Source organism: Pseudomonas sp. THAF187a (assembly GCF_009363395.1).
Classification (GTDB): domain Bacteria; phylum Pseudomonadota; class Gammaproteobacteria; order Pseudomonadales; family Pseudomonadaceae; genus Aquipseudomonas; species Aquipseudomonas khazarica.
Genome location: NZ_CP045349.1, coordinates 350,243 through 373,463, shown reverse-complemented (window position 1 = coordinate 373,463; position 23,221 = coordinate 350,243). Strand labels below are relative to the sequence as shown.

25 protein-coding genes and 1 other RNA gene are annotated in these 23,221 nt (G+C 66.0%); 11 read left to right on the top strand and 15 right to left on the bottom strand.

What is annotated here, in order from left to right; all coding sequences use genetic code 11:
- Positions 1-40: 40 nt before the first annotated feature.
- Positions 41-1,399 (bottom strand): glutamine synthetase family protein, encoded by a 1,359-nt coding sequence (locus FIV02_RS01800; RefSeq protein ID WP_037056753.1) that lies wholly within the window; start codon positions 1,397-1,399, stop codon positions 41-43.
- A gap of 794 nt (positions 1,400-2,193) precedes the next feature.
- On the opposite strand from FIV02_RS01800, the gene FIV02_RS01795 reads away from it, so the two are divergent.
- From FIV02_RS01795 to aguA, 5 genes are all read left to right on the top strand, one after another.
- Positions 2,194-3,573 carry a glutamine synthetase family protein gene (locus FIV02_RS01795; protein ID WP_047591612.1) on the top strand — a complete coding sequence of 460 codons (1,380 nt, stop codon included), beginning with the start codon at positions 2,194-2,196 and terminating at the stop codon, positions 3,571-3,573.
- A 174-nt stretch (positions 3,574-3,747) separates the two neighbouring features.
- A complete protein-coding gene (locus FIV02_RS01790; protein ID WP_047591614.1) occupies positions 3,748-4,806 on the top strand; it encodes a polyamine ABC transporter substrate-binding protein in 1,059 nt (352 codons plus the stop codon).
- 63 nt (positions 4,807-4,869) lie between these two features.
- On the top strand, positions 4,870-5,511 hold the full coding sequence (locus FIV02_RS01785) for a TetR/AcrR family transcriptional regulator (protein WP_037056747.1): 642 nt from the start codon (positions 4,870-4,872) through the stop codon (positions 5,509-5,511).
- A gap of 221 nt (positions 5,512-5,732) precedes the next feature.
- The gene (gene aguB / locus FIV02_RS01780) at positions 5,733-6,614 is read left to right on the top strand and encodes an N-carbamoylputrescine amidase (protein ID WP_037056744.1); all 882 of its coding nucleotides are present in this window, start codon (positions 5,733-5,735) and stop codon (positions 6,612-6,614) included.
- Between the two features lie 80 nt (positions 6,615-6,694).
- Positions 6,695-7,801 carry an agmatine deiminase gene (aguA, locus tag FIV02_RS01775; RefSeq protein ID WP_150607604.1) on the top strand — a complete coding sequence of 369 codons (1,107 nt, stop codon included), beginning with the start codon at positions 6,695-6,697 and terminating at the stop codon, positions 7,799-7,801.
- A gap of 137 nt (positions 7,802-7,938) precedes the next feature.
- Here aguA and FIV02_RS01770 read toward each other — a convergent pair whose 3' ends face one another.
- The 13 genes from FIV02_RS01770 to FIV02_RS01710 all read right to left on the bottom strand — a co-directional run bounded on the left by FIV02_RS01770 (position 7,939) and on the right by FIV02_RS01710 (position 18,887).
- A complete protein-coding gene (locus FIV02_RS01770) occupies positions 7,939-8,127 on the bottom strand; it encodes a DUF2892 domain-containing protein (protein WP_152487622.1) in 189 nt (62 codons plus the stop codon).
- Positions 8,128-8,142: 15 nt separating this feature from the next.
- On the bottom strand, positions 8,143-8,562 hold the full coding sequence (locus FIV02_RS01765; RefSeq protein ID WP_152487621.1) for a DUF6691 family protein: 420 nt from the start codon (positions 8,560-8,562) through the stop codon (positions 8,143-8,145).
- 2 nt (positions 8,563-8,564) lie between these two features.
- Positions 8,565-8,999, bottom strand: coding sequence for a YeeE/YedE family protein (locus tag FIV02_RS01760; protein ID WP_152487620.1), 435 nt, complete (start codon positions 8,997-8,999; stop codon positions 8,565-8,567).
- Positions 8,996-9,310, bottom strand: a complete 315-nt coding sequence (locus tag FIV02_RS01755; RefSeq protein WP_037056733.1) for a metalloregulator ArsR/SmtB family transcription factor — start codon at positions 9,308-9,310, stop codon at positions 8,996-8,998. Before FIV02_RS01755 ends, FIV02_RS01760 begins: the two co-directional genes overlap by 4 nt.
- A 140-nt stretch (positions 9,311-9,450) precedes the next feature.
- Positions 9,451-9,840: a glycine cleavage system protein GcvH gene (gene gcvH, locus FIV02_RS01750; protein ID WP_152487619.1), complete on the bottom strand. Its 390-nt coding sequence runs from the start codon at positions 9,838-9,840 to the stop codon at positions 9,451-9,453.
- Positions 9,841-9,934: 94 nt separating this feature from the next.
- On the bottom strand, positions 9,935-11,017 hold the full coding sequence (gcvT, locus tag FIV02_RS01745; RefSeq protein ID WP_047588888.1) for a glycine cleavage system aminomethyltransferase GcvT: 1,083 nt from the start codon (positions 11,015-11,017) through the stop codon (positions 9,935-9,937).
- A 229-nt stretch (positions 11,018-11,246) separates the two neighbouring features.
- The gene (locus FIV02_RS01740) at positions 11,247-12,863 is read right to left on the bottom strand and encodes an iron ABC transporter permease (RefSeq protein WP_152487618.1); all 1,617 of its coding nucleotides are present in this window, start codon (positions 12,861-12,863) and stop codon (positions 11,247-11,249) included.
- 173 nt (positions 12,864-13,036) lie between these two features.
- Positions 13,037-14,038, bottom strand: a complete 1,002-nt coding sequence (locus FIV02_RS01735) for an extracellular solute-binding protein (protein ID WP_152487617.1) — start codon at positions 14,036-14,038, stop codon at positions 13,037-13,039.
- 95 nt (positions 14,039-14,133) lie between these two features.
- Positions 14,134-14,445, bottom strand: a complete 312-nt coding sequence (locus FIV02_RS01730) for a YceK/YidQ family lipoprotein (protein ID WP_152487616.1) — start codon at positions 14,443-14,445, stop codon at positions 14,134-14,136.
- 34 nt (positions 14,446-14,479) lie between these two features.
- Complete coding sequence (locus FIV02_RS01725; RefSeq protein ID WP_037056723.1) at positions 14,480-15,697, bottom strand: 2-octaprenyl-3-methyl-6-methoxy-1,4-benzoquinol hydroxylase; 1,218 nt, start codon at positions 15,695-15,697, stop codon at positions 14,480-14,482.
- A gap of 93 nt (positions 15,698-15,790) precedes the next feature.
- A complete protein-coding gene (gene ubiH, locus FIV02_RS01720; protein ID WP_152487615.1) occupies positions 15,791-16,975 on the bottom strand; it encodes a 2-octaprenyl-6-methoxyphenyl hydroxylase in 1,185 nt (394 codons plus the stop codon).
- A gap of 4 nt (positions 16,976-16,979) precedes the next feature.
- Positions 16,980-18,314 (bottom strand): Xaa-Pro aminopeptidase, encoded by a 1,335-nt coding sequence (pepP, locus tag FIV02_RS01715; RefSeq protein WP_037056719.1) that lies wholly within the window; start codon positions 18,312-18,314, stop codon positions 16,980-16,982.
- Positions 18,315-18,332: 18 nt separating this feature from the next.
- Positions 18,333-18,887 (bottom strand): YecA family protein, encoded by a 555-nt coding sequence (locus tag FIV02_RS01710; protein WP_037056717.1) that lies wholly within the window; start codon positions 18,885-18,887, stop codon positions 18,333-18,335.
- Between the two features lie 194 nt (positions 18,888-19,081).
- Between FIV02_RS01710 and FIV02_RS01705 the strand changes: the two genes are divergently transcribed.
- The 4 genes from FIV02_RS01705 (at position 19,082) to FIV02_RS01690 (ending at position 20,484) form a co-directional block, all read left to right on the top strand.
- Positions 19,082-19,291, top strand: coding sequence for a TIGR02449 family protein (locus FIV02_RS01705; protein ID WP_003458652.1), 210 nt, complete (start codon positions 19,082-19,084; stop codon positions 19,289-19,291).
- Positions 19,288-19,593, top strand: a complete 306-nt coding sequence (locus tag FIV02_RS01700; RefSeq protein ID WP_037056715.1) for a cell division protein ZapA — start codon at positions 19,288-19,290, stop codon at positions 19,591-19,593. The genes FIV02_RS01705 and FIV02_RS01700 overlap by 4 nt, the downstream gene beginning before the upstream one ends.
- A gap of 66 nt (positions 19,594-19,659) precedes the next feature.
- A non-coding RNA gene (gene ssrS, locus FIV02_RS01695) (6S RNA) lies at positions 19,660-19,838 on the top strand.
- A 49-nt stretch (positions 19,839-19,887) separates the two neighbouring features.
- On the top strand, positions 19,888-20,484 hold the full coding sequence (locus tag FIV02_RS01690; RefSeq protein WP_152487614.1) for a 5-formyltetrahydrofolate cyclo-ligase: 597 nt from the start codon (positions 19,888-19,890) through the stop codon (positions 20,482-20,484).
- Positions 20,485-20,535: 51 nt separating this feature from the next.
- On the opposite strand, the gene FIV02_RS24915 is transcribed toward FIV02_RS01690, so the two are convergent.
- Positions 20,536-20,667, bottom strand: coding sequence for a hypothetical protein (locus FIV02_RS24915; RefSeq protein ID WP_256663050.1), 132 nt, complete (start codon positions 20,665-20,667; stop codon positions 20,536-20,538).
- Positions 20,668-20,863: 196 nt separating this feature from the next.
- Between FIV02_RS24915 and FIV02_RS01685 the strand changes: the two genes are divergently transcribed.
- Together FIV02_RS01685 and FIV02_RS01680 are read left to right on the top strand one after the other, a co-directional pair.
- Complete coding sequence (locus tag FIV02_RS01685; protein WP_037056712.1) at positions 20,864-21,313, top strand: EVE domain-containing protein; 450 nt, start codon at positions 20,864-20,866, stop codon at positions 21,311-21,313.
- Positions 21,314-21,363: 50 nt separating this feature from the next.
- On the top strand, positions 21,364-23,202 hold the full coding sequence (locus FIV02_RS01680; RefSeq protein WP_037056711.1) for a diguanylate cyclase: 1,839 nt from the start codon (positions 21,364-21,366) through the stop codon (positions 23,200-23,202).
- Positions 23,203-23,221 lie beyond the last annotated feature (19 nt).

Sequence of the window (23,221 nt, the reverse complement as noted above, 5' to 3'; positions counted from 1 at the left end):
ACGGGACGCCTGCCACCGAGCCATCAGCGGCTCTGCATCGTCACACCGACAGCAACAGGAACTCGCGCTCCCAGGAACTGATCACGCGCTTGAAGTTCTCGTGCTCGGCACGCTTGACCGCGACGTAGCCACGGATGAACTTCTCGCCGAGGAACTTCTCGGCGTCCTTGCACGACTCCATACGCTCCAGCGCGCTCTCGATGGTCACCGGCAGGCGCAGGTTGCGACGCTCGTAACCACGGCCCTTGACCGGCGCCCCGGGCTTCACGCCGCCGACCATGCCCATGTAGCCGCACAGCAGGGTCGCCGCCAGCACCAGGTAGGGGTTGGCATCGGCGCCGGCCAGGCGGTTTTCCACGCGACGGTTCTGCGGACTGGCTTCCGGTACGCGCAGGCCCACGGTGCGGTTCTCCTCGCCCCACTCCACGTTCACCGGCGCCGAGGTATCGGGCAGGAAACGGCGGAACGAGTTGACGTTCGGCGCGAACAGCGGCAGCAGTTCCGGGATGTACTTCTGCAGGCCACCGATGTGGTGCAGGAACAGCTCGCTCATCGTCCCGTCTTCATTGGAGAAGATGTTCTTGCCGGTCTTGATGTCGACCACGCTCTGGTGGATGTGCATGGCGCTGCCCGGCTCGTCGGTGATCGGCTTGGCCATGAAGGTCGCCGCCACGTCGTGCTTGAGCGCGGCCTCGCGCATGGTGCGCTTGAACACCAGGATCTGGTCGGCCAGGTGCAGGGCGTCGCCGTGACGGAAGTTGATCTCCATCTGCGCCGGCCCTTCCTCGTGGATCAGGGTGTCCAGATCCAGGCCCTGCAGCTCGCACCAGTCGTACATGTCTTCGAACAGCGGATCGAACTCGTTCGCCGCGTCGATGGAGAAGCTCTGACGGCCGGTTTCCGGGCGGCCGGAACGGCCGACAGGGGCCTCCAGCGGGAAGTCCGGGTCACTGCTGCGCTTGGTCAGGTAGAACTCCATCTCCGGTGCAACGATGGGTTTCCAGCCTTTGCCTTCGTACATCTGCAACACCTTCTTGAGGATGTTGCGCGGCGACAGCTCGATGGGGTTGCCCTGCTTGTCGAAGGTGTCGTGGATCACCATGGCGGTGGGCTCGATGGCCCAGGGCACGACGAACACGGCGTTCGGGTCGGGACGGCAGAACATGTCGATGTCCGCCTCGTCCAGCAGGTCGTAGTAGATGTCGTCCTCGACGTAGTCGCCGGTCACGGTCTGCAGCAGCACGCTCTCGGGGAGGCGCATGCCCTTCTCGTCGAGGAACTTGTTGGTCGGCGAGATCTTGCCGCGGGCAATGCCGGTCAGGTCACTGATCAGGCATTCGACTTCGGTGATTTTGCGTTCTTTCAGCCAGCTCGTGAGCTGGTCTAGCTTGGTACTCATAGAGACCTCAGGGTTGTAGAACCAACTAGGGTTATAGTCGGTTCAGCGTTGCCCCGCCCTCCCCCTGCAAGCCTCACCAAAGGCCTGGAGGAGAACGAGATATTCGTGTGGATGCTACTAGGGGTGCAGCACCTCCGGCACCTGACTTTTAGCTCCATCGAAAGAAAATGGCGCGCTTCTGCGTTGCTGCAGCGAGGCGTCTATCTCGCGGCAAAGCGCGGGACGCCTCGAACCCGGGACGCCCTCGTGCGTTGCAGGACGCGGGCCAAGGCGCAGGCACTGCAGCGATACGGCGCTGCGTGCGCTATCGTGCTGGGTAATGAGCGAGCGGAAAGCCTGACGAGACAGGCCGAGCGGCGCGAAAGCCGCCGAAGAGAACGTACGCTGCCGCGCTGCCGCAGCAAGCGCGCCACCCTGCGTGGGGCGAAGACGTCCCCTGGCGTGAAGGGGAGTGCTGGTAGCGTGACCGATGCTGGTCCTGACACAAGCGCTGACGCCGATAGTCGGCAGGCGAAACATGAGACACCCGTATTATTGCTGTTATGGGTTTGAACCGAGCTTAGCCTTGTTCATTTTTTTACACAATAGCTCTGTAAAAAATTGAACACACCCCACTGAGCACCTTGGTAGATCGGCGTTTGGACCACCCATAACGGCCCTGAAACGCCCCAAAAATGGCCATCACGCCCCACAAGAGGGCATGAATGGCCCTGCTTGACAGTAATGTGCGTTTCGGATTGACTCACACCCATGCAGTTGCATGATTGATATTTTTAACAAAAAGGTGTTGCATCATGTCGGTACCCCCGCGTGCCGTTCAGCTTAACGAAGCGAACGCGTTCCTTAAGGAACATCCTGAGGTCCAGTTCGTCGACCTTCTTATTGCAGATATGAACGGTGTGGTGCGTGGCAAGCGCATCGACCGTAACGCCCTTCACAAGGTGTACGAGAAAGGCATCAACCTGCCCGCCTCGCTCTTCGCGCTCGACATCAATGGTTCCACCGTCGAAAGCACCGGCCTCGGCCTGGATATCGGCGACGCCGACCGTATCTGCTTCCCCATCCCCAATACCCTGTGCAACGAACCCTGGCAGAAGCGCCCCACCGCGCAGCTGCTGATGACCATGCACGAGCTGGACGGCACGCCTTTCTTCGCCGATCCACGCGAGGTATTGCGCCAGGTGGTACAGAAGTTCGACGAACTGGGCCTGCGTATCTGCGCAGCCTTCGAACTGGAGTTCTACCTGATCGACCAGGAGAACGTGAACGGCCGGCCGCAGCCACCGCGCTCACCGATCTCCGGCAAGCGCCCGCACTCCACCCAGGTCTACCTGATCGACGACCTCGACGAATACGTCGACTGCCTGCAGGACATGCTCGAAGCCGCCAAGGAACAGGACATCCCGGCCGACGCCATCGTCAAGGAGAGCGCGCCCGCGCAGTTCGAGGTCAACCTGCATCACGTCGAAGACGCCATCAAGGCGTGCGACTACGCGCTGCTGCTCAAGCGCCTGATCAAGAACATCGCCTACGACCATGAGATGGACTCCACCTTCATGGCCAAGCCCTATCCGGGCCAGGCGGGCAACGGCCTGCATGTGCACATCTCGCTGCTGGACAAGAAGACCGGCAAGAACATCTTCGCGGCCGACGATCCCCTGCAGAACACCTCGCTGCGCCATGCCGTCGGCGGCATCCTCGACACCATGGCCGCGTCGATGGCCTTCCTCTGCCCCAACGTCAACTCCTACCGCCGCTTCGGGGCGCAGTTCTACGTGCCCAACGCACCGAGCTGGGCGCTGGACAACCGCACCGTGGCCGTACGCGTACCGACCGGCAGCGCGGACGCCGTGCGCATCGAGCACCGTGTCGCGGGCGCCGACGCCAACCCCTACCTGATGCTGGCCTCGATCCTCGCCGGTATTCACCATGGCCTGACCAACCAGATCGAGCCGGGCGAACCGATCGAGGGCAACTCCTACGAACAGCTCGAGCCCAGCCTGCCGAACAACCTGCGCGATGCCCTGCGTGAGCTGGACGACAGCGAGGTACTGAACAAGTACATCGATCCCAAGTACATCGACATCTTCGTCGCGTGCAAGGAAGCCGAGCTGCAAGAGTTCGAAACCACCATTTCCGACCTCGAGTACAACTGGTATCTGCACACCGTGTAACACCCCGGAAAGCCGGCCGTAGAGCCGGCTTCTTTTTGCCTGCACACTGCCTGCTCCGGTGCTCTGCGCCGGAGCCAGCAGCGGTTCGCCGCACGGCGACTCCGCTGACATGAATCAACCTCCGACGGCCACGGCCGCCGGATACTGTTGCCTTCATCCATCAGGGAGCTTCTCATGCAACGCGCTTTTGCCGCCGTCCTGCTAGGCCTGATCTCCGGCCTGAGCCAGGCCGCCGACAGCATCCGTGTCTACAACTGGAACGATTACATCGCGCCGCAGGTGCTGGAAAACTTCACCCGCGACACCGGTATCGAGGTGGAGTACCACACCTTCGCCAGCGCCGAGGAACTGAACGCCGCGCTGGAAAGCGGCCAGGCCATCGACATCGCCGTGCCCTCGCACAACGAACTGCCGACGCTGATCGCCAACGGCCGCATTCGCCCGCTGGACTTCAACCTGCTGCCCAACCGCTCGCACCTGGACAAGCAGCTGCTCAGCAAGCTGGCCGCGGTCGACCCGCAGAACCAGCACGCCGTGCCCTACCTGTGGGGCGCCGTGGGCCTGGCGATCAACACGCCGCAGGCCGAGGCCGCCTACGGCGGGCCGCTGCCGGAGAGCTGGAGCCTGCTGTTCGACCCCGAGAAGAGCGCGCGCCTGGCCAGCTGTGGCATCAGCGTGCTGGACGCGGCGGATGAAACCCTGTCGCTGCTGCTCAACTACCAGGGCCGCAGCCTGGCACGCAGCGCACCGAGCCGCATCGAGCGCGCCGGCGACCTGCTCCAGTCACTGCGCCCGAACCTGCGCTACGTCGACAGCGAGCGCTACATCGACGACCTCAGCAACGGCAGGCTGTGCCTGGCCGTGGCCTGGGTCGGCGATGCGCTCGCTGCGGCGCAGGCCGGCCAGCCGGTTCGCTTCCTGGTACCGCAGGAGGGCTCGGTGCTGTTCGTCGACAACCTGGTCATCCCCAGCAGCGCCAGCCGTCCGGAGCTGGCCCATCGCTTCATCGACTACCTGATGCAGCCGCAGGTCATCGCCCAGGTCACCGCCGAAACGCTCTACCCCAACGGCAACGCCGACTCGGCGCAGTTCATCGATGCCGCCCTGCTCGCCCAGCCCGGCCTCTACCCGGACCAGGACACCAAGCGGCGCCTGTATCCGCTGGAGGTCCTCTCGGACAAGCATGCCCAGGTGCGCGACCAGATCTGGCAGCGCTTCCGCGACGGTACCTGAAGACGCTTGCCTCGCTGGCGCCGGCTGACGTCCAATAGCACCTCGCCCACCGAGGAGCCCGTCATGTCGCGCCCCGCCAGCACCCGCAAGCCACGCGCCAGCAGCCAAGCCCGCATCGCCGGCATCCTCGCCTCGGCCCGCGAGCTGCTGGCCGCACACGGCATGGCCAACCTGTCGATCTACACGGTGGCCGAGCACGCCGGGATCCCGCCGTCCTCGGTCTACCACTTCTTCGCCAGCGTGCCGGCGCTGCTCGAGGGCCTCACCGCCGACGTGCACGCCGCCTTCCGCGCCTGCCTGCAGGAGCCGGTCGAGCACGCCAGCCTGCGCAGCTGGCATGACCTGTCGCACGTCATCGAGCGACGCATGCTGGCCATCTATGCCCGCGATGCGGCGGCCCGCCAGCTGATCCTGGCCCAGCACGGCCTGGCGGAGGTGACCCAGGCGGATCACCAGCACGACATCGAGCTGGGGCGCCTGATGCAGGCCCTGTTCGAGCGCCACTTCCCCCTGCCGCAATTGCCGACGGATATCGATGTATTCGCCCTGGCCATGGAGCTTGGCGACCGTGTCTACGCCCGCTCGGTACAGCTGCACGGCGAAATCACGCCGCGCCTGGCCGAGGAAGGCATGCGCGTGTTCGATGCCTACCTGGGCCTCTATCTGCCGGCCGCCCTGCCGAAACGCACGACCCCGCTCGCCTGACCCGAAGCCTTGCCGCTGCTGCCTGCCCAGGCGGCGGCTTGTTTCTGCACGCCCAATAAAAATCGATATGAATCGAAAAATATCGACCAGAGGGCGCTCATCTCTCTTCTAATACCGATATTTATCGGATATAAATCGACCATCACGCCGTGGTCGATCTCCTCCAGCCATGGCACTCCGCAGAAGACTGACCGGCCGCGCCGGCTCACAAGAGGTGCTTCATGTCCCGTATCGTCACCGTCGCCGCGACCCAGATGGCCTGCTCCTGGGATACCCGCGCGAACATCGCCAACGCCGAGAAGCTGGTGCGCCAGGCAGCGGCCCAGGGTGCGCAGATCATCCTGATCCAGGAGCTTTTCGAGACCCCCTACTTCTGCCAGAAGCCCAACGCCGACTACACCCAGCTGGCCACCACGGTCGAGGAGAACCCGGCCATCGCACACTTTCGCAAGGTCGCCGCCGAGCTGAAGGTGGTCCTGCCGATCAGCTTCTTCGAGCGCGCCGGGCGGGCCCGCTTCAACAGCATCGCGATCATCGATGCCGATGGCAGCAACCTCGGGATTTATCGGAAAAGCCATATCCCGGACGGCCCCGGCTATCACGAGAAGTACTACTTCAACCCAGGCGACAGCGGCTTCAAGGTCTGGGACACCGCCTACGCCCGGATCGGGGTCGGCATCTGCTGGGACCAGTGGTTCCCCGAATGCGCACGCAGCATGGCGCTGATGGGCGCGGAGATTCTCTTCTACCCCACCGCCATCGGCAGCGAGCCGCATGACCCGAACATCAGCTCGCGCGACCACTGGCAGCGCGTTCAGCAGGGCCATGCCGGCGCCAACCTGATGCCTCTGGTCGCCAGCAACCGCATCGGCCGCGAGGAGCAGGACGGCTACGACATCACCTTCTACGGCAGCTCGTTCATCGCCAACCCGTACGGCGAGAAGGTCGAGGAACTGGACCGCAGCGAAGAAGGCGTCCTGGTGCACAGCTTCGATCTGGACGAACTGGAGAAGATACGCACGGCCTGGGGTGTGTTCCGCGACCGCCGGCCGAACCTATACTGGCCACTTTCCACGCTCGACGGCGCAAGCCTCTGCGAATAAGCCCAACGATGTCGTGCCCCGTTCGCAACCCGGGGCGCGACGACAGACACCCCGGATCGCCTCCGGGCTACAGGTGAAATATGACGACCCTGAGCAGCACTCCTCGCGCCGATGGCTTCCGCATGCCGGCGGAATGGGAACCCCACAGCCAGACCTGGATGGTCTGGCCCGAGCGCCCGGACAACTGGCGCAACGGCGGCAAGCCGGCGCAGGCCGCCTTCAGCGCCGTGGCCAAGGCCATCGCCCAGTTCGAGCCGGTGACCGTCTGCGTCAGCGCGGCGCAGTACGAAAATGCCCGTGCGCGCCTGGACGACGAGCGTATCCGCCTGGTGGAGATCACCACCGACGACGCCTGGGTGCGCGACACCGGGCCGACCTTCGTGACCAACGCCAGCGGCGAAGTACGCGGCGTGGACTGGAGCTTCAACGCCTGGGGTGGCTTCGATGGCGGCCTGTACTGGCCATGGCAGCGTGACGACCAGGTGGCGCGCAAGATCCTCGAGATCGAGGGCAGCAAGCGCTACCGCACCGAGGGCTTCGTGCTGGAAGGCGGCTCCATCCATGTCGATGGCGAAGGCACCCTGATCACCACTGAAGAATGCCTGCTGAACAGGAATCGCAACCCTCACCTGTCACGCGAGGAGATCGAGCGCGTGCTGCACGAGCACCTGGCCATCGATACGGTGATCTGGTTGCCGGACGGGCTGTACAACGACGAGACCGATGGCCACGTCGACAATTTCTGCTGCTACGTGCGCCCGGGCGAGGTGCTGCTGGCCTGGACCGACGACGCCAACGACCCCAACTACCCGCGCTGCCAGGCCGCCATGCGCGTTCTGGAAAGCGCCCGCGATGCCAAGGGCCGCCAGCTGACCGTGCACAAGATGCCCATTCCCGGCCCGATTCACGCCACTGCCGAAGAGTGCGCAGGCGTCGACATGGCCGACGGCAGCCAGGAGCGCGATCCATCGATCCGCCTGGCCGGCTCCTACGTCAACTTCCTCATCGTCAACGGCGGCATCGTCGCGCCGAGCTTCGCTGATGCCAAGGACGAGGAAGCCCGCGCCATCCTCCAGCGTGTATTCCCCGAGCATCGCGTGGTCATGGTGCCAGGCCGCGAAATCCTGCTCGGTGGCGGCAACATTCACTGCATCACGCAGCAGCAGCCGGCGCCGCAAGGCCGCTGAGTCGTGCGGGGTGGGTGCAACCCGCCCCTGTGCCGACCGCTTTCTCTCGTGCCCTACCTGTCAACGCCCGACACATGTCGGGCGTTTTCGCTTTCCCGCACGCGCAAGGAAGCGTGGCAGCGCCCGTGCCATGCACTTCATTCGATCTTGCAGGTGTTGATACCCAGCAGCGGATAGACCGGGCAGAACCGCAGGACGCCGGTCGCCAGCGGCACCACACCGATCCAGCCCCACAGGCCGACGATGCCGCTCAGGCTGAGTGCGATGAGCATCAGGCCCACGGCGATGCGCAGGCTACGGTCGAGCGTTCCAACATTGGCTTTCATCGGGGGTTCTCCAGGTCAGCGCCCGCGCCGGCCCTCCAGCGCGGAAAAGATCAGCATGCCGGCGAGCATCGCGACGACGAACAACGGCGCCTGCCAGTGCCCGCTCAGCAGGATGGCCAGAGCCGGCCCCGGGCAGATGCCGGCGATGCCCCAGCCGATACCGAACAGCAGGCTGCCGCCGATCAGGCGGGCGTCCAGGTCGCGCCGGGTCGGCAGTTGCATCGCGCCGCCGAGCAACGCCCGCGGGCGCCGCCGCGCCAGGTTCAGTGGCAGCGCGGCGACACCGATGGCGCCTGCCATCACCAGCGCCAGCGACGGATCCCAGTGACCGCCAAGATCGAGAAAGGCCAGCACCTTGGCCGGATCGGCCATGCCGGCCAGCAGCAGCCCGATGCCGAACAGCAGACCACAGACGAACGCAATCACACGGCGCATGCTCAGCCCCCCAGCAGATGACGCAGAACGAACACGGTGGCGAACCCGCTGGCCATGAAGCACAGCGTCGCCACCAGCGAGCGCGGTGACAGCCGGGAGATGCCGCAGACGCCGTGGCCGCTGGTGCAGCCCGAGCCATAGCGCGTGCCGATGCCGACCAGCAGCCCGGCAACGATCAGGCCCAGGCTGCCCACCTCGAAGTGGACCGCCGGCAGTGCGCGGAACAGCCCCCAGAGCAAGGGCGCCAGCAGCAGGCCGACGACAAAGGCGGCCTTCTCGCCACGGCCTTCCGCATTGCGCTGCAGCAGGCTGCCGAGCAGACCGCTGATGCCGGCGACGCGACCGTTGGCCAGGGCGAAGATCGCCGCCGCCAGGCCGATCAACGCGCCACCGGCCAGGGCGCTCCATGGCGTGAAACTGACCCAGTCGATGCTCATGACGGCCCCTCGCAGAACAGGCGGTACAGCGTTTCGATCACCGCCAGCGCCGCCGGGCTGCTGATGCGGTAGAAGATCTGCTTGCCGTCGCGCCGGGTCTCCACCAGCCCCTCGCGACGCAGCACGGCGAGCTGTTGCGACAGGGTCGGCTGCTGGATGCCGAGCAGCGCCTCCAGCTCGCTGACATGGCGCTCGCCCTGCGACAGCTGGCACAGCAGCAGCAGGCGGTCGGGGTTGGCCAGCGCCTTGAGCAGCTGCCCGGCGGCATCGGCATTGGCCCGCAGCTGCTGGATATCGATGGGTTCGTTCACGGCCTATACTCAAGCAAAATACAATATGTATTTTTATATATTGTATTTTGCAAAAGTGTAAGCCCGGACGACTAACGGTCAGCGCTTGCCGCAGGCAACAAAAAACCCGCCGAAGCGGGTTTTCTGTCTAGGGACGCGAATCAGGCATCGGCGTCGGCGGCAGCCTGATAGGCCGACGCATCGAGCAGCTTGTCCAGCTCGCTGGCATCGCTCGGCTTGAGCTTGAAGAACCAGCTGCCGTACGGATCGCTGTTGACGCTTTCCGTGCTGTCGGCCAGGGCATCGTTGATGGCGATCACTTCGCCGCCAACCGGAGCGTAGATGTCGGAGGCGGCCTTGACCGACTCCACCACACCCGCTTCCTGGCCGGCGTTCAGTTGCTTGCCCACTTCCGGCAGCTCGATGAACACCACGTCGCCGAGGGCTTCCTGGGCGTGGTCGGAAATGCCCACGGTCACGCTGCCGTCAGCCTCCAGGCGCGCCCACTCGTGGCTGGCGGCATAACGCAGATCGGCGGGGATATTGCTCATGTTCGATTCCTCGTAGACGGTGACGGCAAGTGGGCCGTCAGGACAATTTAGCAGGCCGTGGCGAGAGGGACAGCCAACGCCGCGACCTGATGATTCAGATAAGGGTTTTGCCGTTGCGCACGAAGCCGGGGCGGACCACTCGCACCGGGTACCACTTGCCACGGATTTCCACCTCGGCACGATCCCCCGTGGCCGCCGGCACCCGCGCCAGGGCGATGGACTTGTTCAGCGTAGGCGAGAAGCTGCCGCTGGTGATCTCGCCCTCACCCAGCCCTTCGACGCGCACCACCTGGTGGGCACGCAGCACGCCACGCTCTTCCAGCACCAGGCCGACCAGCTTGCTCGGGCAGCCAGCGGCCTGCTGCGCCTCGAGCGCGGCGCGGCCAATGAAGTCGCGCCCGGCAGGCTCCCAGGCAATGGTCCAGGCCATGTTCGCGGCCAGTGGCGAGACGTCTTCGTCCATGTCCTGGCCGTAGAGGTTCATGCCCGCCTCGAGACGCAGGGTATCGCGGGCACCGAGGCCGATGGGCGAGATACCGGCACCGACCAGCTCGTTGAGGAAGGACACCACCTCAGTCACCGGCAGGACGATCTCCAGCCCGTCCTCGCCGGTATAACCGGTGCGGGCGATGAACCAGTCGCCCTCAGGAAGGCCCTGGAAGGGCTTGAGCTCATGGATCAGTGCGGCCCGCGCCTGGGTCACCAGATCGGCAACGCGCGCACGCGCCTTGGGGCCCTGGATCGCAAGCATGGCCAGGTCGCGCCGCTCGCGCAGCTCGACGGCGAAATCAGCTGCCTGGGCATGCATCCAGGCCAGATCCTTGTCGCGGGTTCCGGCGTTGACCACCAGCCGGTAGCCGTCTGCGGTGAGGTAGACGATCAGGTCGTCGATCACCCCGCCGCGCTCGTTGAGCATGGCGCTGTACAGCGCCTTGCCGGTGCTCTGCAGGCGGGCGACATCGTTGGCCAGCAGGCGCTGCAGATAGGCCTGGGCCTGAGCACCGGAGACATCCACGACACACATGTGCGAGACGTCGAACACGCCGCAGTCGCGACGCACCTGATGATGTTCCTCCACCTGCGACCCGTAGTGCAGCGGCATGTCCCAGCCGCCGAAATCCACCATCTTGGCACCCAGTGCCAGGTGCAGGTCATAGAGAGGGGTACGCTGTCCCATGGGTGTCTCCTTCCGGGCTTGGCGAAGCGATCCAGACGCCGAGACGCTGCTTGCGTTGCCAGTGCTGCGTTGCACCGGCCGCCGCGCGTGCGCTTTTCGACACGTCTGCCGGGTTACCCGGTTCGCGAATGGCGCGCATTGTAGCCGCAAGGTGCGCAGGGGTCATCTGACCAAAGGTCGCGCAGGCGCCCCGCCGCCGTATAACGCCCCGGCAGAGCCCTCGGCAGGCTCAGCCGAAGCTGCGCGCCGAGCGGCGAATCAGCAGGATGACCGGCAACAGGCCGACCAGCACCAGGGTCAGCGCCGGCAGCGCGGCACGCGCCCACTCCCCTTCGCTGGTCATCTCGAACACCCGCACGGCGAGCGTGTCCCAGCCGAAGGGACGCATCAGCAGGGTCGCCGGCATCTCCTTGAGCACATCGACGAACACCAGCAGCGCGGCAGACAGGGTGCCCGGCAGCAACAGCGGCAGATAGACCTTGAAGAACAGGCCCAGGCCGCCGACGCCGAGGCTGCGCGACGCCTCCGGCAACGACGGGCGGATACGCGCCAGGCTGGTCTCCAGCGGGCCGAACGCCACCGCCAGGAAGCGGATCAGGTAGGCCACCAGCAGGGCCGCCAGACTGCCCAGCAGCAAGGGCTTGCCGGCACCACCCAGGGCGGTCGACAAGGGGATCACCATCTCGCGGTCGAGGAAGCTGAACGCCAGCATGATCGCCACCGCCAGCACCGAGCCCGGCAGGGCGTAACCCAGGTTGCCCAGGGCGACGCCGACGCGCACCGCGCGGTTGGGTGCCTGGCGCCGGGCGAAGGCCAGCAGCATGGCCACGCTGACCGTGATCAGCGCTGCCAGGCCGCCCAGGTAGAGGGTGTGCAGGATCAGCCCGGCATAGCGCTCGTCCAGATCGAAACGCCCGCGCTGCCAGAACCAGGCCAGCAGCTGCAGCAGCGGAATGACGAAGGCACAGGCGAACACCAGGCCGCACCAGGCGCTGGCCGCGAAGGCTTTCCAGCCATGCAGCTGGTACAGGGCCTTGCCCCTTGGCCGCTCGTTGGCCGGGCGCGCCGCACCGCGCGCACGACGCTCGCCATAGAGCACCAGAGCGACCGCGAGCAGCAGCAGGCTGGCCAGCTGGGTCGCGCTGGTCAGGCTGTAGAAGCTGTACCAGGTCTTGTAGATCGCCGTGGTGAAGGTGTCGAAGTTGAACACCGACACGGCGCCGAAGTCGGCCAGGGTCTCCATGATCGCCAGGGCCAGGCCGGCCCCGATGGCCGGTCGCGCCATGGGCAGGGCCACGCGCCAGAAAGCCTGCCAGGGGCTCTGCCCGAGCACGCGCGCCGCTTCCATCAGGCCCTTGCCCTGGGCCAGGAAGGCCCCGCGGGCGAGCAGGTAGACGTAGGGATAGAACACCAGCACCAGGACGATGATCACGCCACCGGTGGAGCGCACGCGCGGCAGGCGCAAGCCGCTGCCGAACCACTCGCGCAACAGCGTCTGCACCGGGCCGGCGAAGTCCAGCAGGCCGACGAAGACGAACGCCAGGACATAGGCAGGGATGGCGAAGGGCAGCATCAGCGCCCAGTCCAGCCAGCGCCGCCCGGGGAACTCGCAGAGGCTGGTGAGCCAGGCGAGGCTGACCCCCAGCAGCGTCACGCCCACACCCACGCCGATCACCAGGGTCAGCGTGTTGCCGATCAGCCGCGCCATCTGCGTCTGCCACAGGTGTGCCCAGATCTGCGGGTCCACCTCGTGCCAGCTCAACAGCAGCACCGACAAGGGCATCAGCACCAGAGCGGCTACGGCAAGGACGATGGGGTACCAGCGACGCTGGACAGGATGCGGCACGCGGATTCCTCGGCGACGGAAAGGACGACGCCCCGGCAAGGCGGGGCGTCGCAGTATAACGGCAGCGGTCAGATCGTCGAACGTCTGCCTCGACGATCAAGGCGCAGGGTGGCTCAGGCTCTGGCGCTCCACCACGGTGGATGAAGAGGCGTCATCCCCCTGTGTAATCCCCCTTACTGCCAGCCGGCGCGATCCATCAGCATGGTCGCTTCGGCCTGGCGCTTGCCAGCCACTTCGGTGGCGACGCTGTCGGCCTTGAACGTGCCCCAGGACGCCACCTCGGCAGACGGCTCGACCGCCGGGTTGGCCGGATACTCCTGGTTGACGCCGGCGAAGATGCCCTGCGCTTCCGGGGTGGTCATCCACTCCAGCAGCTTCCTGGCCTGCTCGGCATGCGGGGCATGCTGGGTGACGCCAGCACCGGCCAGGTTGACGTGCACGCCACGGTCATCCTGGTTCGGCCAGAAGGGTTTGACCTTGAGGTCCGGCTGCTGCTTGTGCAGGCGGCCGTAGTAGTAGGTGTTGGTGATGCCCACGTCGCACTGGCCGGCGTCGATGGCCTGCAGCAGCGCGGTGTCATCCGGGAACACGTCCGTGGCCAGGTTGTTGACCCAGCCCTTGATGATCTCCTCGGTCTTCTCGGCGCCGTGGGCCTCGATCAGCGTGGCGGTCAGCGACTGGTTGTAGACCTTCTTGCTGGTACGCAGGCACAGGCGGCCTTCCCAGTTCTTCTCCGCCAGCGCTTCGTAGGTGGACAGCTCCTCCGGCTTGACCCGCTCGGTGGAGTAGAAGATGGTCCGCGCGCGCAGCGACAGGCCGGTCCAGCTGTCGGTGCTGGAGCGATACTGGGCCGGGATGTTGGCGTCGATCACGGTGGACTTGGTCGGCTGCAGCACGCCTTCCTGCTCGGCCTGCCAGAGGTTGCCGGCGTCGACGGTGATCAGCATGTCGGCCGGGGTATTGGCCCCTTCGGCCTTGAGGCGGGCGATCAGCGGCGCTTCCTTGTCGGTGATGAACTTCACCTGCACACCCGTCTTGGCGGTGTAGGCGTCGAATACCGGCTTGATCAGTTCGTCGATGCGCGACGAATAGACCACGACTTCATCGGCGGCCTGGACGGCAGTAGCCAGGGTGCTGAGGGTGAATGCGGCGAGAAGCGCGTTGCGAGCCTTCATGGGACCAGCCTCTTATGGGTAAGCAAAAGTGGCTGAATAGTAGTGAATGTTATTTGCCTTCTCAACGAAACCTTCCCTTACGCAAGGGTCAGTTGTTACAAAGCATTTTCAGGCTCGCGGGCGGCCCGCAGATCGGCAGGCAGGAGCAAGGTATCGATCAGCGCATCGAGCGGCAGCGAGACGACCGCCAGCACGGGACAGACGACGCTGAACCAGCAAACCACTGTCTCGGGATTACCGCTGCCACTGGGGCCAGGGCGCATCCCCAGCAGGTAGAGATCGCCGTTGACGCTCTTGTAGGTCTCCACCGGCAGGGCGCCGTTTTCGCCCTCGCGGCCCGTCAGGGTGCCGCAGCCGCCTACGACAGCGAGCAACGCTATCCACACACAACGCAGCAGGTGCTTCATGCACGCTCCTCGTTCATCCATGCAAGGGGCGGGCTCAGGCCCTGGCCAGCTCCGGCAGGTCACCGGAAAGCCCCAGCGCCTGGCGCACGAACAGCGCCTTGGCCTCGGCCTGGCCGTCGACCAGGTCGAGGCCCATGTTGCGCAGCAGACGCAGCGGCAGGGGGTCGGCCTGGAACAGGCGCTGGAAGCCTTCCATCGCTGCCATCATCGCCAGGTTGTGCGGCATGCGGCGGCGTTCGAAACGGCTCAGCACGCGCTCCTCGCTCAGGTTCTCGCCACGTGCGGCGGCATGCTGCAGCACCTCGGCGAGCACGGCGGCATCGAGAAAGCCCAGGTTGACGCCCTGCCCCGCCAGCGGATGGATGGTGTGCGCGGCGTCGCCGATCAGCGCCAGCCCCGGCTCCACGTAGCGCTTGGCGTGACGCTGACGCAGCGGGATGCACAGACGGCGGTCGGCATGCAGCAGCGTGCCGAGACGCGACTCGAACGCCTTGCCCAGCTCACGGCAGAAAGCCTCGTCGTCCAGCGCCATCAGGCGCTCGGCCTCGGCTGGCACGGTGGACCAGACGATCGAGCACCAGTGCTCGCCAGCCGGTCCGGCCAACGGCAGGAAGGCCAGCGGACCATCGTCGGTGAAGCGCTGCCAGGCCGTGGCCTGATGCGGGCGCTCGCAACGCACGCTGGTGACGATGGCGTGGTGCAGGTAATCCCATTCGCGCGTGGCACAGCCGGCCAGGCGGCGTACGGCGGAATTGGCGCCATCGGCCGCGACGAGCAACGGCGCACGCAGCTGGCGGCCATCGGTGAGGGTCAGCAGCCAGTCGTCACCACTGCGACGCAGCTGTTCCAGGCGCGCGCCGGGCAACAGGCCGATCTGGCTGTCGTGCAGGCGCTCGAGCAGGGCGTCCTGCACCACGCGGTTCTCGACGATATGCCCCAGCGTCTCGGCATGCACGCTGGCCGCAGCGAAATGGATGCTGCCGGTGCCGGAGCCATCCCACACGCGCATCTCGCCGTAGGGGCAGGCCCGTCGGGCGGCGATGCCGTCCCAGGCGCCCAGGCGCTGCAGGATGCGCTGGCTGGCCATGGACAGGGCACTGACCCGTGGCTCGAACGGCGCCTGTGCGACGAAGGGCGGCACGCTGAGCGGGCTGCCATCGACGATCAGGATGTCCAGCCCACTGTGCTCCAGCGCCAGGGCCAGCGTACTGCCCACCATGCCGGCGCCGACGATGATCAAATCCGCGCGCATATCATTCCTTAAACCCAGGGGTGCGTGCTGCGCACCGCTCGGAATCCATGGTGCGCACGGCCTGGACGACCCCACGACACCCTACGAATCGACTCACAGACTGCGGGTTCCCAGACCCATGGCCTGCCGCGCGAACCAGCGCTTGGCCGGCGGCAGCAGGTCGAGACCGAGCAGCCCCAGGTTGCGCCCGGCGCTGAGCAGCGGCTGGGCATTGCTGAACAGGCGCGTCACCTGGTCGGAGAAACCGACGGTCAGTTGCTGGTCGAGCTGCTGCCGCTGCTGGTAGCGCTGCAGCGTGGCGAACTCGCCCAGCGGCCCCTCGCTGCCGATCAGCACCTCGGCCAGCGCCAGGGTATCGCGCAGCGACAGGTTGTAGCCCTGGCCCGCGATGGGGTGCAGGCTGTGCGCCGCATTGCCGAGCACCACCAGGTGCGGCCGCACCTGCTCCTGCGCCTCGACCAGGCTCAATGGATAGAGATGCCGGGCGCCGACCTGTTGCAGGGCGCCCAGGCGATAGCCGAAGGCCTGCTGCAACTCGCCGAGGAAGCTCGCCGCGCTGATCGCCAGCAGGCGTTCGGCATCGGCGCTCGCACGCGTCCAGACCAGCGCGCAGCGGTTGTCGCTCAGCGGCAACAAGGCCATCGGGCCGTCATCGGTGAAGCGTTCGAAGGCCTGCCCGCGATGCGCCTCCAGCGGGCTGACGTTGGCGATCAGCGCACTCTGCCCATAGGGTTTGACGTTGACGCCGATGCCGAGCTGCTCACGCAGGGCGGAGCGGCCGCCATCCGCGAGAATGGCCAGGTCGCACTCGAGGCTGGCGCCGTCACTCAGCGTCAGACGATAGCCATCGTCCAGGCGCTGCATCGCGCTGACTTCCGCCGGGCAGCGCCATTCGATGACATCGGAATCCAGCGCCTGCCACAGGCAATGGCCGATCCAGGCGTTCTCCACCACATAGCCCAACGCCGGCACGCCCTCCTCGATCGCCTGCAGGCGCGTGGCGCCGAAACGGCCACGGTCGGAAACGTGGATCTGCTGAATCGGCTCGGCCCGCTGGGCGATGCCCTGCCACAGGCCGAGGCGCTCGTAGATCAGCCGGCTGCCGTAGGACAGCGCGGTGGAGCGTGCGTCATAGCTGGGCTGGTAGTCGCTGCCCGGAGCGAAGGGCTCGATCAGCGCAATGCGCCAGCCACGCTGCCGCGCACTGTCCTGCAGGGCCAGCGCCAGGCTGGCACCGACCAGGCCACCGCCGATGATCGCCACATGCACACGTGACATGGGCTCAGGCCGCCTCGCTGCGCGCGGCCGCCATCAGTGCCTCGATCTCGGCGACGCTCTTGGGCACCCCGCCAGTGAGAATCTCGCAGCCCTTGCGGGTCACCACCACGTCGTCCTCGATGCGCACGCCGATGCCGCGCCATTTCCTGGCGACCGCCTCGTTGTCGGTGGCGATGTAGATGCCCGGCTCGACGGTCATCGCCATGCCCGGTTCGAGCACGCGCCATTCCCCGCCGACCTTGTAGTCGCCGACATCATGCACGTCCATGCCCAGCCAGTGGCCGGCCCGGTGCATGTAGAAGGGTTTGTAGGCTTCGCTGGCGATCAGCTCGTCGACATCGCCGCTGAGCAGGCCCAGTTCGACCAGGCCGGCAGTGATCACGCGAACGGTGGCTTCGTGCGCCTCGTTCCAGTGCTTGCCCGGAGCGATGTGCTTGAAGGCTTCCTCGTTGGCCGCCAGCACCAGCTCGTAGATGGCCTTCTGCTCGGGCGAGAAGGTGCCGCTGACCGGGAAGGTGCGGGTGATGTCGCTGGCGTAGCAGTCGATCTCGCAGCCGGCGTCGATCAGCACCAGGTCGCCATCCCTGAGCGCCGCGTCGTTCTCGCGGTAGTGCAGGATGCAGGCATTCTTGCCCGCCGCGACGATGCTGCCATAGGCCGGCATCTTCGCCCCGCCCTTGCGGAACTCGTAATCCAGCTCGGCCTCCAGGTGGTACTCGTGGAGGCCGGCGCGGCTGGCCTGCATCGCGCGGATGTGCGCACGCGCACTGATCTCGGCAGCCTCTTTCATCACCTTCACCTCGGCAGCCGACTTGTACAGGCGCATGTCGTGCAGCAGGTGGTCGAGGGCGACGAACTCGTTCGGCGGCGTAGCCCCCTGACGGGCCTTGGCGCGGATGTGGTTGATCCACTCCATCAGGCGCTGGTCGAACTCCTGATTGCAGCCGATGGCGTAGTAGACGCGCTCGCGCCCCTCGATCAGCCCCGGAAGAATGTCGTCGATATCGCCGATGGGAAACGCATCGTCGGCCCCATAGCTGGCGATGGCGCCATCCTGGCCGGCGCGCAGGCCGTCCCACAGCTCGCGCTCGGGGTCACGCTCACGGCAGAACAGCACGTACTCGCCGTGCTCGCGACCGGGAATCAGCGCCATCACCGCTTCCGGCTCGGGGAAACCGGTGAGGTACTGGAAGTCGCTGTCCTGGCGGTAGGTGTGCTCGACATCGCGGTTGCGGATATACACCGGCGCAGCCGGCAGGATGGCGATGCTGTTGGGTTCCATCTGCGCCATCAGCGCCTTGCGCCGACGGGCGTATTCGGACTTGGGGATGCTGGTCAAGACGGGCTCCGGGAAAGATCAGTGCAGGGAGGGTTTGGCGGCAGGCGCCGCGGGCTTCACGCACTCGGTGAACAACAGCAGGGGCGCGACGCGCAGGTATTCCATCACTTCCATGTAATCGCTCTCGCCATCCTCGGATTCCTCCAGGCCACCCTGGACCTGGGCGATGGCGGACAGATCCTGCAGCACTTCCATGGCCTCGGCGCTCAGCGCGCCGTCGCGGGCGGTCAGGCCGAAGCCACCGAGGAAGCCCTGGCACCACTGGCCCAGGGCAACCGCACGTTGCGCCAGGGGTGTTTCGTCATCCGGCAGCAGCAGCACCAGGCTGATGTCCTCGCTGCACAGCTCGCCCTTGACCATCTCCTGCAGACCGATCAGCGCCTGGCGCACGTTGTCCTGCGGCTCACCGCCGAGCAGGTCGGTGGCGTCGAGCAGCCAGGCATCCGGCTCGAAGCCGGCTCCGGCGCAACTGCGGCCGAGCAGCAGGCCATGCAGTTCAGCGGGCGAGACGGAGTGCCCTGCGCTGCTCAGCAGAGCGGCGAAGGCGGCGTAGGGAGAACTTGGAATCGACATAGATAGCTAGGCGCCAGACGGCGCAATCTCTAGAATGGAGGCCTCGTATCCTAGCACCGGCAGACGCGGCAAGACCATCGAAGTCCGCCGGGGTGTCGATGACGTCGTACGCATCACGCCACTGCCATCTGGGTTTGACCCCTACCCGGGTCCAGCCTATATAGTCCAGCCATTCCCTCCCATAGCGAGAGCCCATGGAAGACGCCGATCTGCACGCATTGACCGCCAAGCTGGAGCTGCTGATCCAGCGTGTCGAGCAGCTCAAGGCTCACAACCGACTCCTGCTGGCGAATGAACAGGCCTGGCGCGAGGAACGCGCCCATCTGATCGAAAAGAACGAAATGGCCCGGCACAAGGTCGAATCGATGATTTCGCGCCTCAAAGCCCTGGAGCAGGACTCATGACCCAGTCGAACACCGTGACCGTCCACATTCTGGACAAAGAATATTGCATCGCCTGCCCCCAGGACGAACGCGCCAACCTGGAAAGCGCCGCGCGCTACCTGGATGGCAAGATGCGCGAGATCCGCACCAGCGGCAAGGTGATCGGCGCCGACCGCGTGGCGGTGATGGCGGCCCTGAACATCACCCATGACCTGCTGCACAAGCAGCAGCGCCTGGATCAGGACGCCAGCTCCACGCGCCAGCAGGTGCGCGACCTGCTCGATCGCGTCGACCGCGCCCTGACCGACGACTCGGCTTCCTGAGCCGAACATGCCTGCCAGTTCGTCGCAGGCCGCCCCTCCACCCGTCTATTCGGGTATACTGGCCGCCACTTCCTGGGGTGTGCGCCAGTCGGGGATGTCCCTGAGCCGATACGCACAACCACGGGGGTTGCATGTTGGGGCAGGTGTGCATGTCCGCCTGACGGAAAGCCTTAACGCCTCCTGCAACCTCCACCTTGAACTTTCGGGTTCAAGGGCTAAACCGACAGCGGCACGCTGGGAAGTCACCTCCCCCTCCGGTAGCCGCCGCTACCCACCCCGCTTCATCCTCTGCCCATGACTCCTACCGCCCCACTCAGCCGCCCGCAACTGCGCCGTGTGCTGCGCCAGCGTCGTCGTGCGCTCAGCCGCAGCCAGCAACGCAGCGCCGCGCGCAACCTGTACCGCCAACTGGCGCAGAGCCCGCAGTTTCGCCGCGCCCGGCACATCGCCCTGTACCTGCCCAACGACGGCGAGATCGACCCTCGTCCGCTGCTGGCAGCCGCGCAGAAACGCGGCAAGCGCACCTACCTGCCGGTGCTCAGCGCCTGGCCGCGCACCAAGATGGTGTTCCAGCGCGTCACCCGGCACGAGAAACTGGCGGGCAATCGCTTCCGCATCCTCGAACCCAGCCCGCGCCCCAAACGTCAGCGCAAGCTCTGGGCACTGGACCTGGTGCTGCTGCCGCTGGTGGGGTTCGACGACCGCGGCGGTCGCCTGGGCATGGGCGGTGGTTTCTACGACCGCAGCCTGGCCTACCTGCGCATGCGCAAAAATTGGCACAAGCCGACGCTATTGGGACTGGCGCATGAATGTCAGCGGGTGGACGAACTGGCGATGGCCAGCTGGGATGTGCCCTTGCAGGCGACGGTGACGGACAGGCGCTGGTACTGACGAGCGGGTGGCACCGCGATCCTTGCGGCGCTGACGCTGCGAGCCCGCGAATCAGGGCTGCTGCGTGACCTTGATGGAAACGTCGCTCTGGCGCTCCCAAAGGCTCTGGGTGTAACCCGTGGTAACCACGCCCAGACTGAAAAGTACTACGAGAACCCACAAAAGATCTGGCTTGCGTTTCATCTATTGCCTCCCCCTTCAAGGCAACTGCGCGCGTTGGTCGCGCGTTATTGTTGTGTGCAATACGACGTCGCCAAGCGTTAAGCCGGGCATTTTCCGCCAGGGCCGAGCGCGGTGCAATTTCTGGCGCCAACCGGCTGTCGGAGAGTTCCACTCAAACGAGCGTCCGCTAACGGACAGACCTGCAGGAGCAAAGTTCATGCCTTATTGGTTGATGAAGTCCGAACCCGACGAATTGTCGATCCACGACCTGCAACGCCTGGGCAAGACGCGCTGGGATGGCGTGCGCAATTACCAGGCACGCAACTTCCTGCGCGCGATGCGTCCGGGCGATCAGTTCTTCTTCTATCACTCCAGTTGCCCGCAGCCGGGCATCGCCGGCATTGGCCGCATCGACGGCGAGGTCTACCCGGACCCGACCGCGCTGGACCCGCAGAGCCACTACCACGACCCCAAGGCCAGCCCGGAGAAGAACCCCTGGAGCGCGCTGGATGTGGCGTTCGTCGAAGCCTTCGCCGAGGTGCTGCCACTGCAGCACCTGAAGAACAACCCGCTGCTGGCCGAACTGGCCCTGGTGCAGCGCGGCAGCCGGCTCTCGGTGATGCCCGTCGGCGAAAAAGAATGGACGGCGATCCTGGCCATGCGTTGAGCCAGCACCGGCACTGTGCTATCACCCAATGAGAGCTTTGGGAGTTATCCATGCCGGCATCCTCCGCCTGGCCAGCGCGACTCGCGCTGGCCTTCCTGTTACTGGTGCTGAGCGGCGCCAGCGTGCTGCTGTGGCGGCAGATCGAAGGCGTCCAGCAGCAACGCCTGGACGAACGCGTCGGCTACCAGGCGCGCAGCCTCGCGCGTCAGCTGGAAGGCACCCTGCACCTGGAAGTGGCCAGCCTCGAGCGCATCGCCCGCTTGTGGAACAGCCTGGGGCGCCTGCCCCGCGCCAGCTGGGACGATGAAGTCGAGCGGGCACTGCGCGGTTTTCCCGCCTACCAGTCGATCCAGTGGGTGGGCGACGACCTGCGCATGCGCTGGCTGTTCCCGGTGGCCGGCAACGAGGCCGCGCTGAACTTTCGCCTGCTTCCCAGTCACCCCAACTACCCGCTGGCCATGGAGGCACGCGACACCGGCGAGCAGCGCTTCTCCAACAGCTTCGACCTGGTGCAGGGCGGCCGCGGCTTCGTGCTCTACACACCGCTCTATCGGCAGCAGGATGGCCAGCGCGTCTTCGACGGTTTCCTCCAGGGCGTATTTCGCGTCGAACCGCTGATGGTGCAACTGCTGACGCAGATCGATCGCGACGCCTTCAACCTCGAACTGCTGGAGAACGGCCAGGTCCTGTTCCGCCACGGCGACACGACGGGCGACGACCCACACAGCCTGCAACTGGGCCTCAGCCTGCTCAACAACCAGGCTTTCAGCCTGCGCCTGAGCCCCACGGCGCGCCTGCTCGAGCAACTCGACTCGCCACTGCCCGGCGTGGTGCTCGGCGCCAGCCTGGCGATCAGCCTGCTGCTGGTCGCCGCGCTGGCCCTGGCCCTGGAGAACAGCCGCCGCGCCCATGCCCTGCAACTCGCCAACCGACGCTACAAGGTGGAAGCCGAGCGCCGCGAGGAGACCGAGCAACGCCTGCGCGAAAACCGCGAGCGCCTGCAACTGGTGCTCGACCTGACCGACTCCAGCCATGACGGCCTGTTCATCTTCGACAGCAGCAGTCGCGAGCTGCTGCACATGAATCAGGCGACCTACGCCACGCTGGGCTATCGCCCCGAACAGTTCGCCGAACTGCTGCGCGAGGACCCGGAAAAGCTCCTGCCGGGCTTCCACCGCTGGCTGCAGCAGGTCCGCGAGGCTCAACGCGACAACCTCTCGCGGATCTTCCAGCGCGAGCTGATACGTCGCGACGGCAGCCGCCAGCCCGCCGAGATCAACACGCAGCTGGTGGAGCTGCATGGGCGCGAGTACCTGATTGCGGTGTCCCGCGACAACAGCGAGCGCCTGCAACTGGAGGACCGCCTGCAACGCCTGTCGCAACAGGACGGCCTGACCGGTCTCTACAACCGGCGCTACTTCGACCAGCGCCTGCAGGCCGAGCTGCGCCGGCTACGACGGGCCGGTGCACCGCTGACCCTGCTGCTGCTGGATATCGACCACTTCAAGGCCTACAACGACGCCCTCGGCCACTTGGCCGGCGACGATGCGCTGCGCAAGGTCAGCGCCGTGCTGCAGGACAGCCTGCAGCGCGAGGGTGACGCGGCCTGCCGCTATGGCGGCGAGGAGTTCGCCATCATCCTGGCCGGCACCGGGCTCGAAGGCGGCGAGCACGTTGCCGCACGCATTCACGCCGGCATCGCCGCGCTGGAGCTTCCTCACCCCGCCAGCCCGCTGGAACGCCTGAGCCTGAGCATCGGCCTCGCCGTGCTCGATCCGGTTCGTGACGAACAGCCCGGCGAACTGATCGCCCGCTGCGACCAGGCGCTGTACAGTGCCAAGCACGAGGGCCGCAATCGCACCTGCCTGTGGGGCGCTGCCCTCGCTTGACCTGCATCAAACCACGCGA

Bases quoted from the DNA above. Each gene is read 5' to 3' on its own strand.
- FIV02_RS01765 (WP_152487621.1), bottom strand. From the start codon at position 8,562: ATGCGCCGTGTGATTGCGTTCGTCTGTGGTCTGCTGTTCGGCATCGGG.
- FIV02_RS01725 (WP_037056723.1), bottom strand. From the start codon at position 15,697: ATGCGCGCGGATTTGATCATCGTCGGCGCCGGCATGGTGGGCAGTACG.
- FIV02_RS01705 (WP_003458652.1), top strand. From the start codon at position 19,082: ATGGAAGACGCCGATCTGCACGCATTGACCGCCAAGCTGGAGCTGCTG.
- FIV02_RS01795 (WP_047591612.1), top strand. From the start codon at position 2,194: ATGTCGGTACCCCCGCGTGCCGTTCAGCTTAACGAAGCGAACGCGTTC.
- FIV02_RS01770 (WP_152487622.1), bottom strand. From the start codon at position 8,127: ATGAAAGCCAATGTTGGAACGCTCGACCGTAGCCTGCGCATCGCCGTG.
- ubiH (WP_152487615.1), bottom strand. From the start codon at position 16,975: ATGTCACGTGTGCATGTGGCGATCATCGGCGGTGGCCTGGTCGGTGCC.
- FIV02_RS01760 (WP_152487620.1), bottom strand. From the start codon at position 8,999: ATGAGCATCGACTGGGTCAGTTTCACGCCATGGAGCGCCCTGGCCGGT.
- FIV02_RS01700 (WP_037056715.1), top strand. From the start codon at position 19,288: ATGACCCAGTCGAACACCGTGACCGTCCACATTCTGGACAAAGAATAT.
- FIV02_RS01690 (WP_152487614.1), top strand. From the start codon at position 19,888: ATGACTCCTACCGCCCCACTCAGCCGCCCGCAACTGCGCCGTGTGCTG.
- FIV02_RS01730 (WP_152487616.1), bottom strand. From the start codon at position 14,445: ATGAAGCACCTGCTGCGTTGTGTGTGGATAGCGTTGCTCGCTGTCGTA.
- FIV02_RS01800 (WP_037056753.1), bottom strand. From the start codon at position 1,399: ATGAGTACCAAGCTAGACCAGCTCACGAGCTGGCTGAAAGAACGCAAA.
- FIV02_RS01785 (WP_037056747.1), top strand. From the start codon at position 4,870: ATGTCGCGCCCCGCCAGCACCCGCAAGCCACGCGCCAGCAGCCAAGCC.
- FIV02_RS01685 (WP_037056712.1), top strand. From the start codon at position 20,864: ATGCCTTATTGGTTGATGAAGTCCGAACCCGACGAATTGTCGATCCAC.
- FIV02_RS01710 (WP_037056717.1), bottom strand. From the start codon at position 18,887: ATGTCGATTCCAAGTTCTCCCTACGCCGCCTTCGCCGCTCTGCTGAGC.
- gcvT (WP_047588888.1), bottom strand. From the start codon at position 11,017: ATGGGACAGCGTACCCCTCTCTATGACCTGCACCTGGCACTGGGTGCC.
- FIV02_RS01680 (WP_037056711.1), top strand. From the start codon at position 21,364: ATGCCGGCATCCTCCGCCTGGCCAGCGCGACTCGCGCTGGCCTTCCTG.
- aguA (WP_150607604.1), top strand. From the start codon at position 6,695: ATGACGACCCTGAGCAGCACTCCTCGCGCCGATGGCTTCCGCATGCCG.
- gcvH (WP_152487619.1), bottom strand. From the start codon at position 9,840: ATGAGCAATATCCCCGCCGATCTGCGTTATGCCGCCAGCCACGAGTGG.
- FIV02_RS01735 (WP_152487617.1), bottom strand. From the start codon at position 14,038: ATGAAGGCTCGCAACGCGCTTCTCGCCGCATTCACCCTCAGCACCCTG.
- FIV02_RS24915 (WP_256663050.1), bottom strand. From the start codon at position 20,667: ATGAAACGCAAGCCAGATCTTTTGTGGGTTCTCGTAGTACTTTTCAGT.
- aguB (WP_037056744.1), top strand. From the start codon at position 5,733: ATGTCCCGTATCGTCACCGTCGCCGCGACCCAGATGGCCTGCTCCTGG.
- FIV02_RS01790 (WP_047591614.1), top strand. From the start codon at position 3,748: ATGCAACGCGCTTTTGCCGCCGTCCTGCTAGGCCTGATCTCCGGCCTG.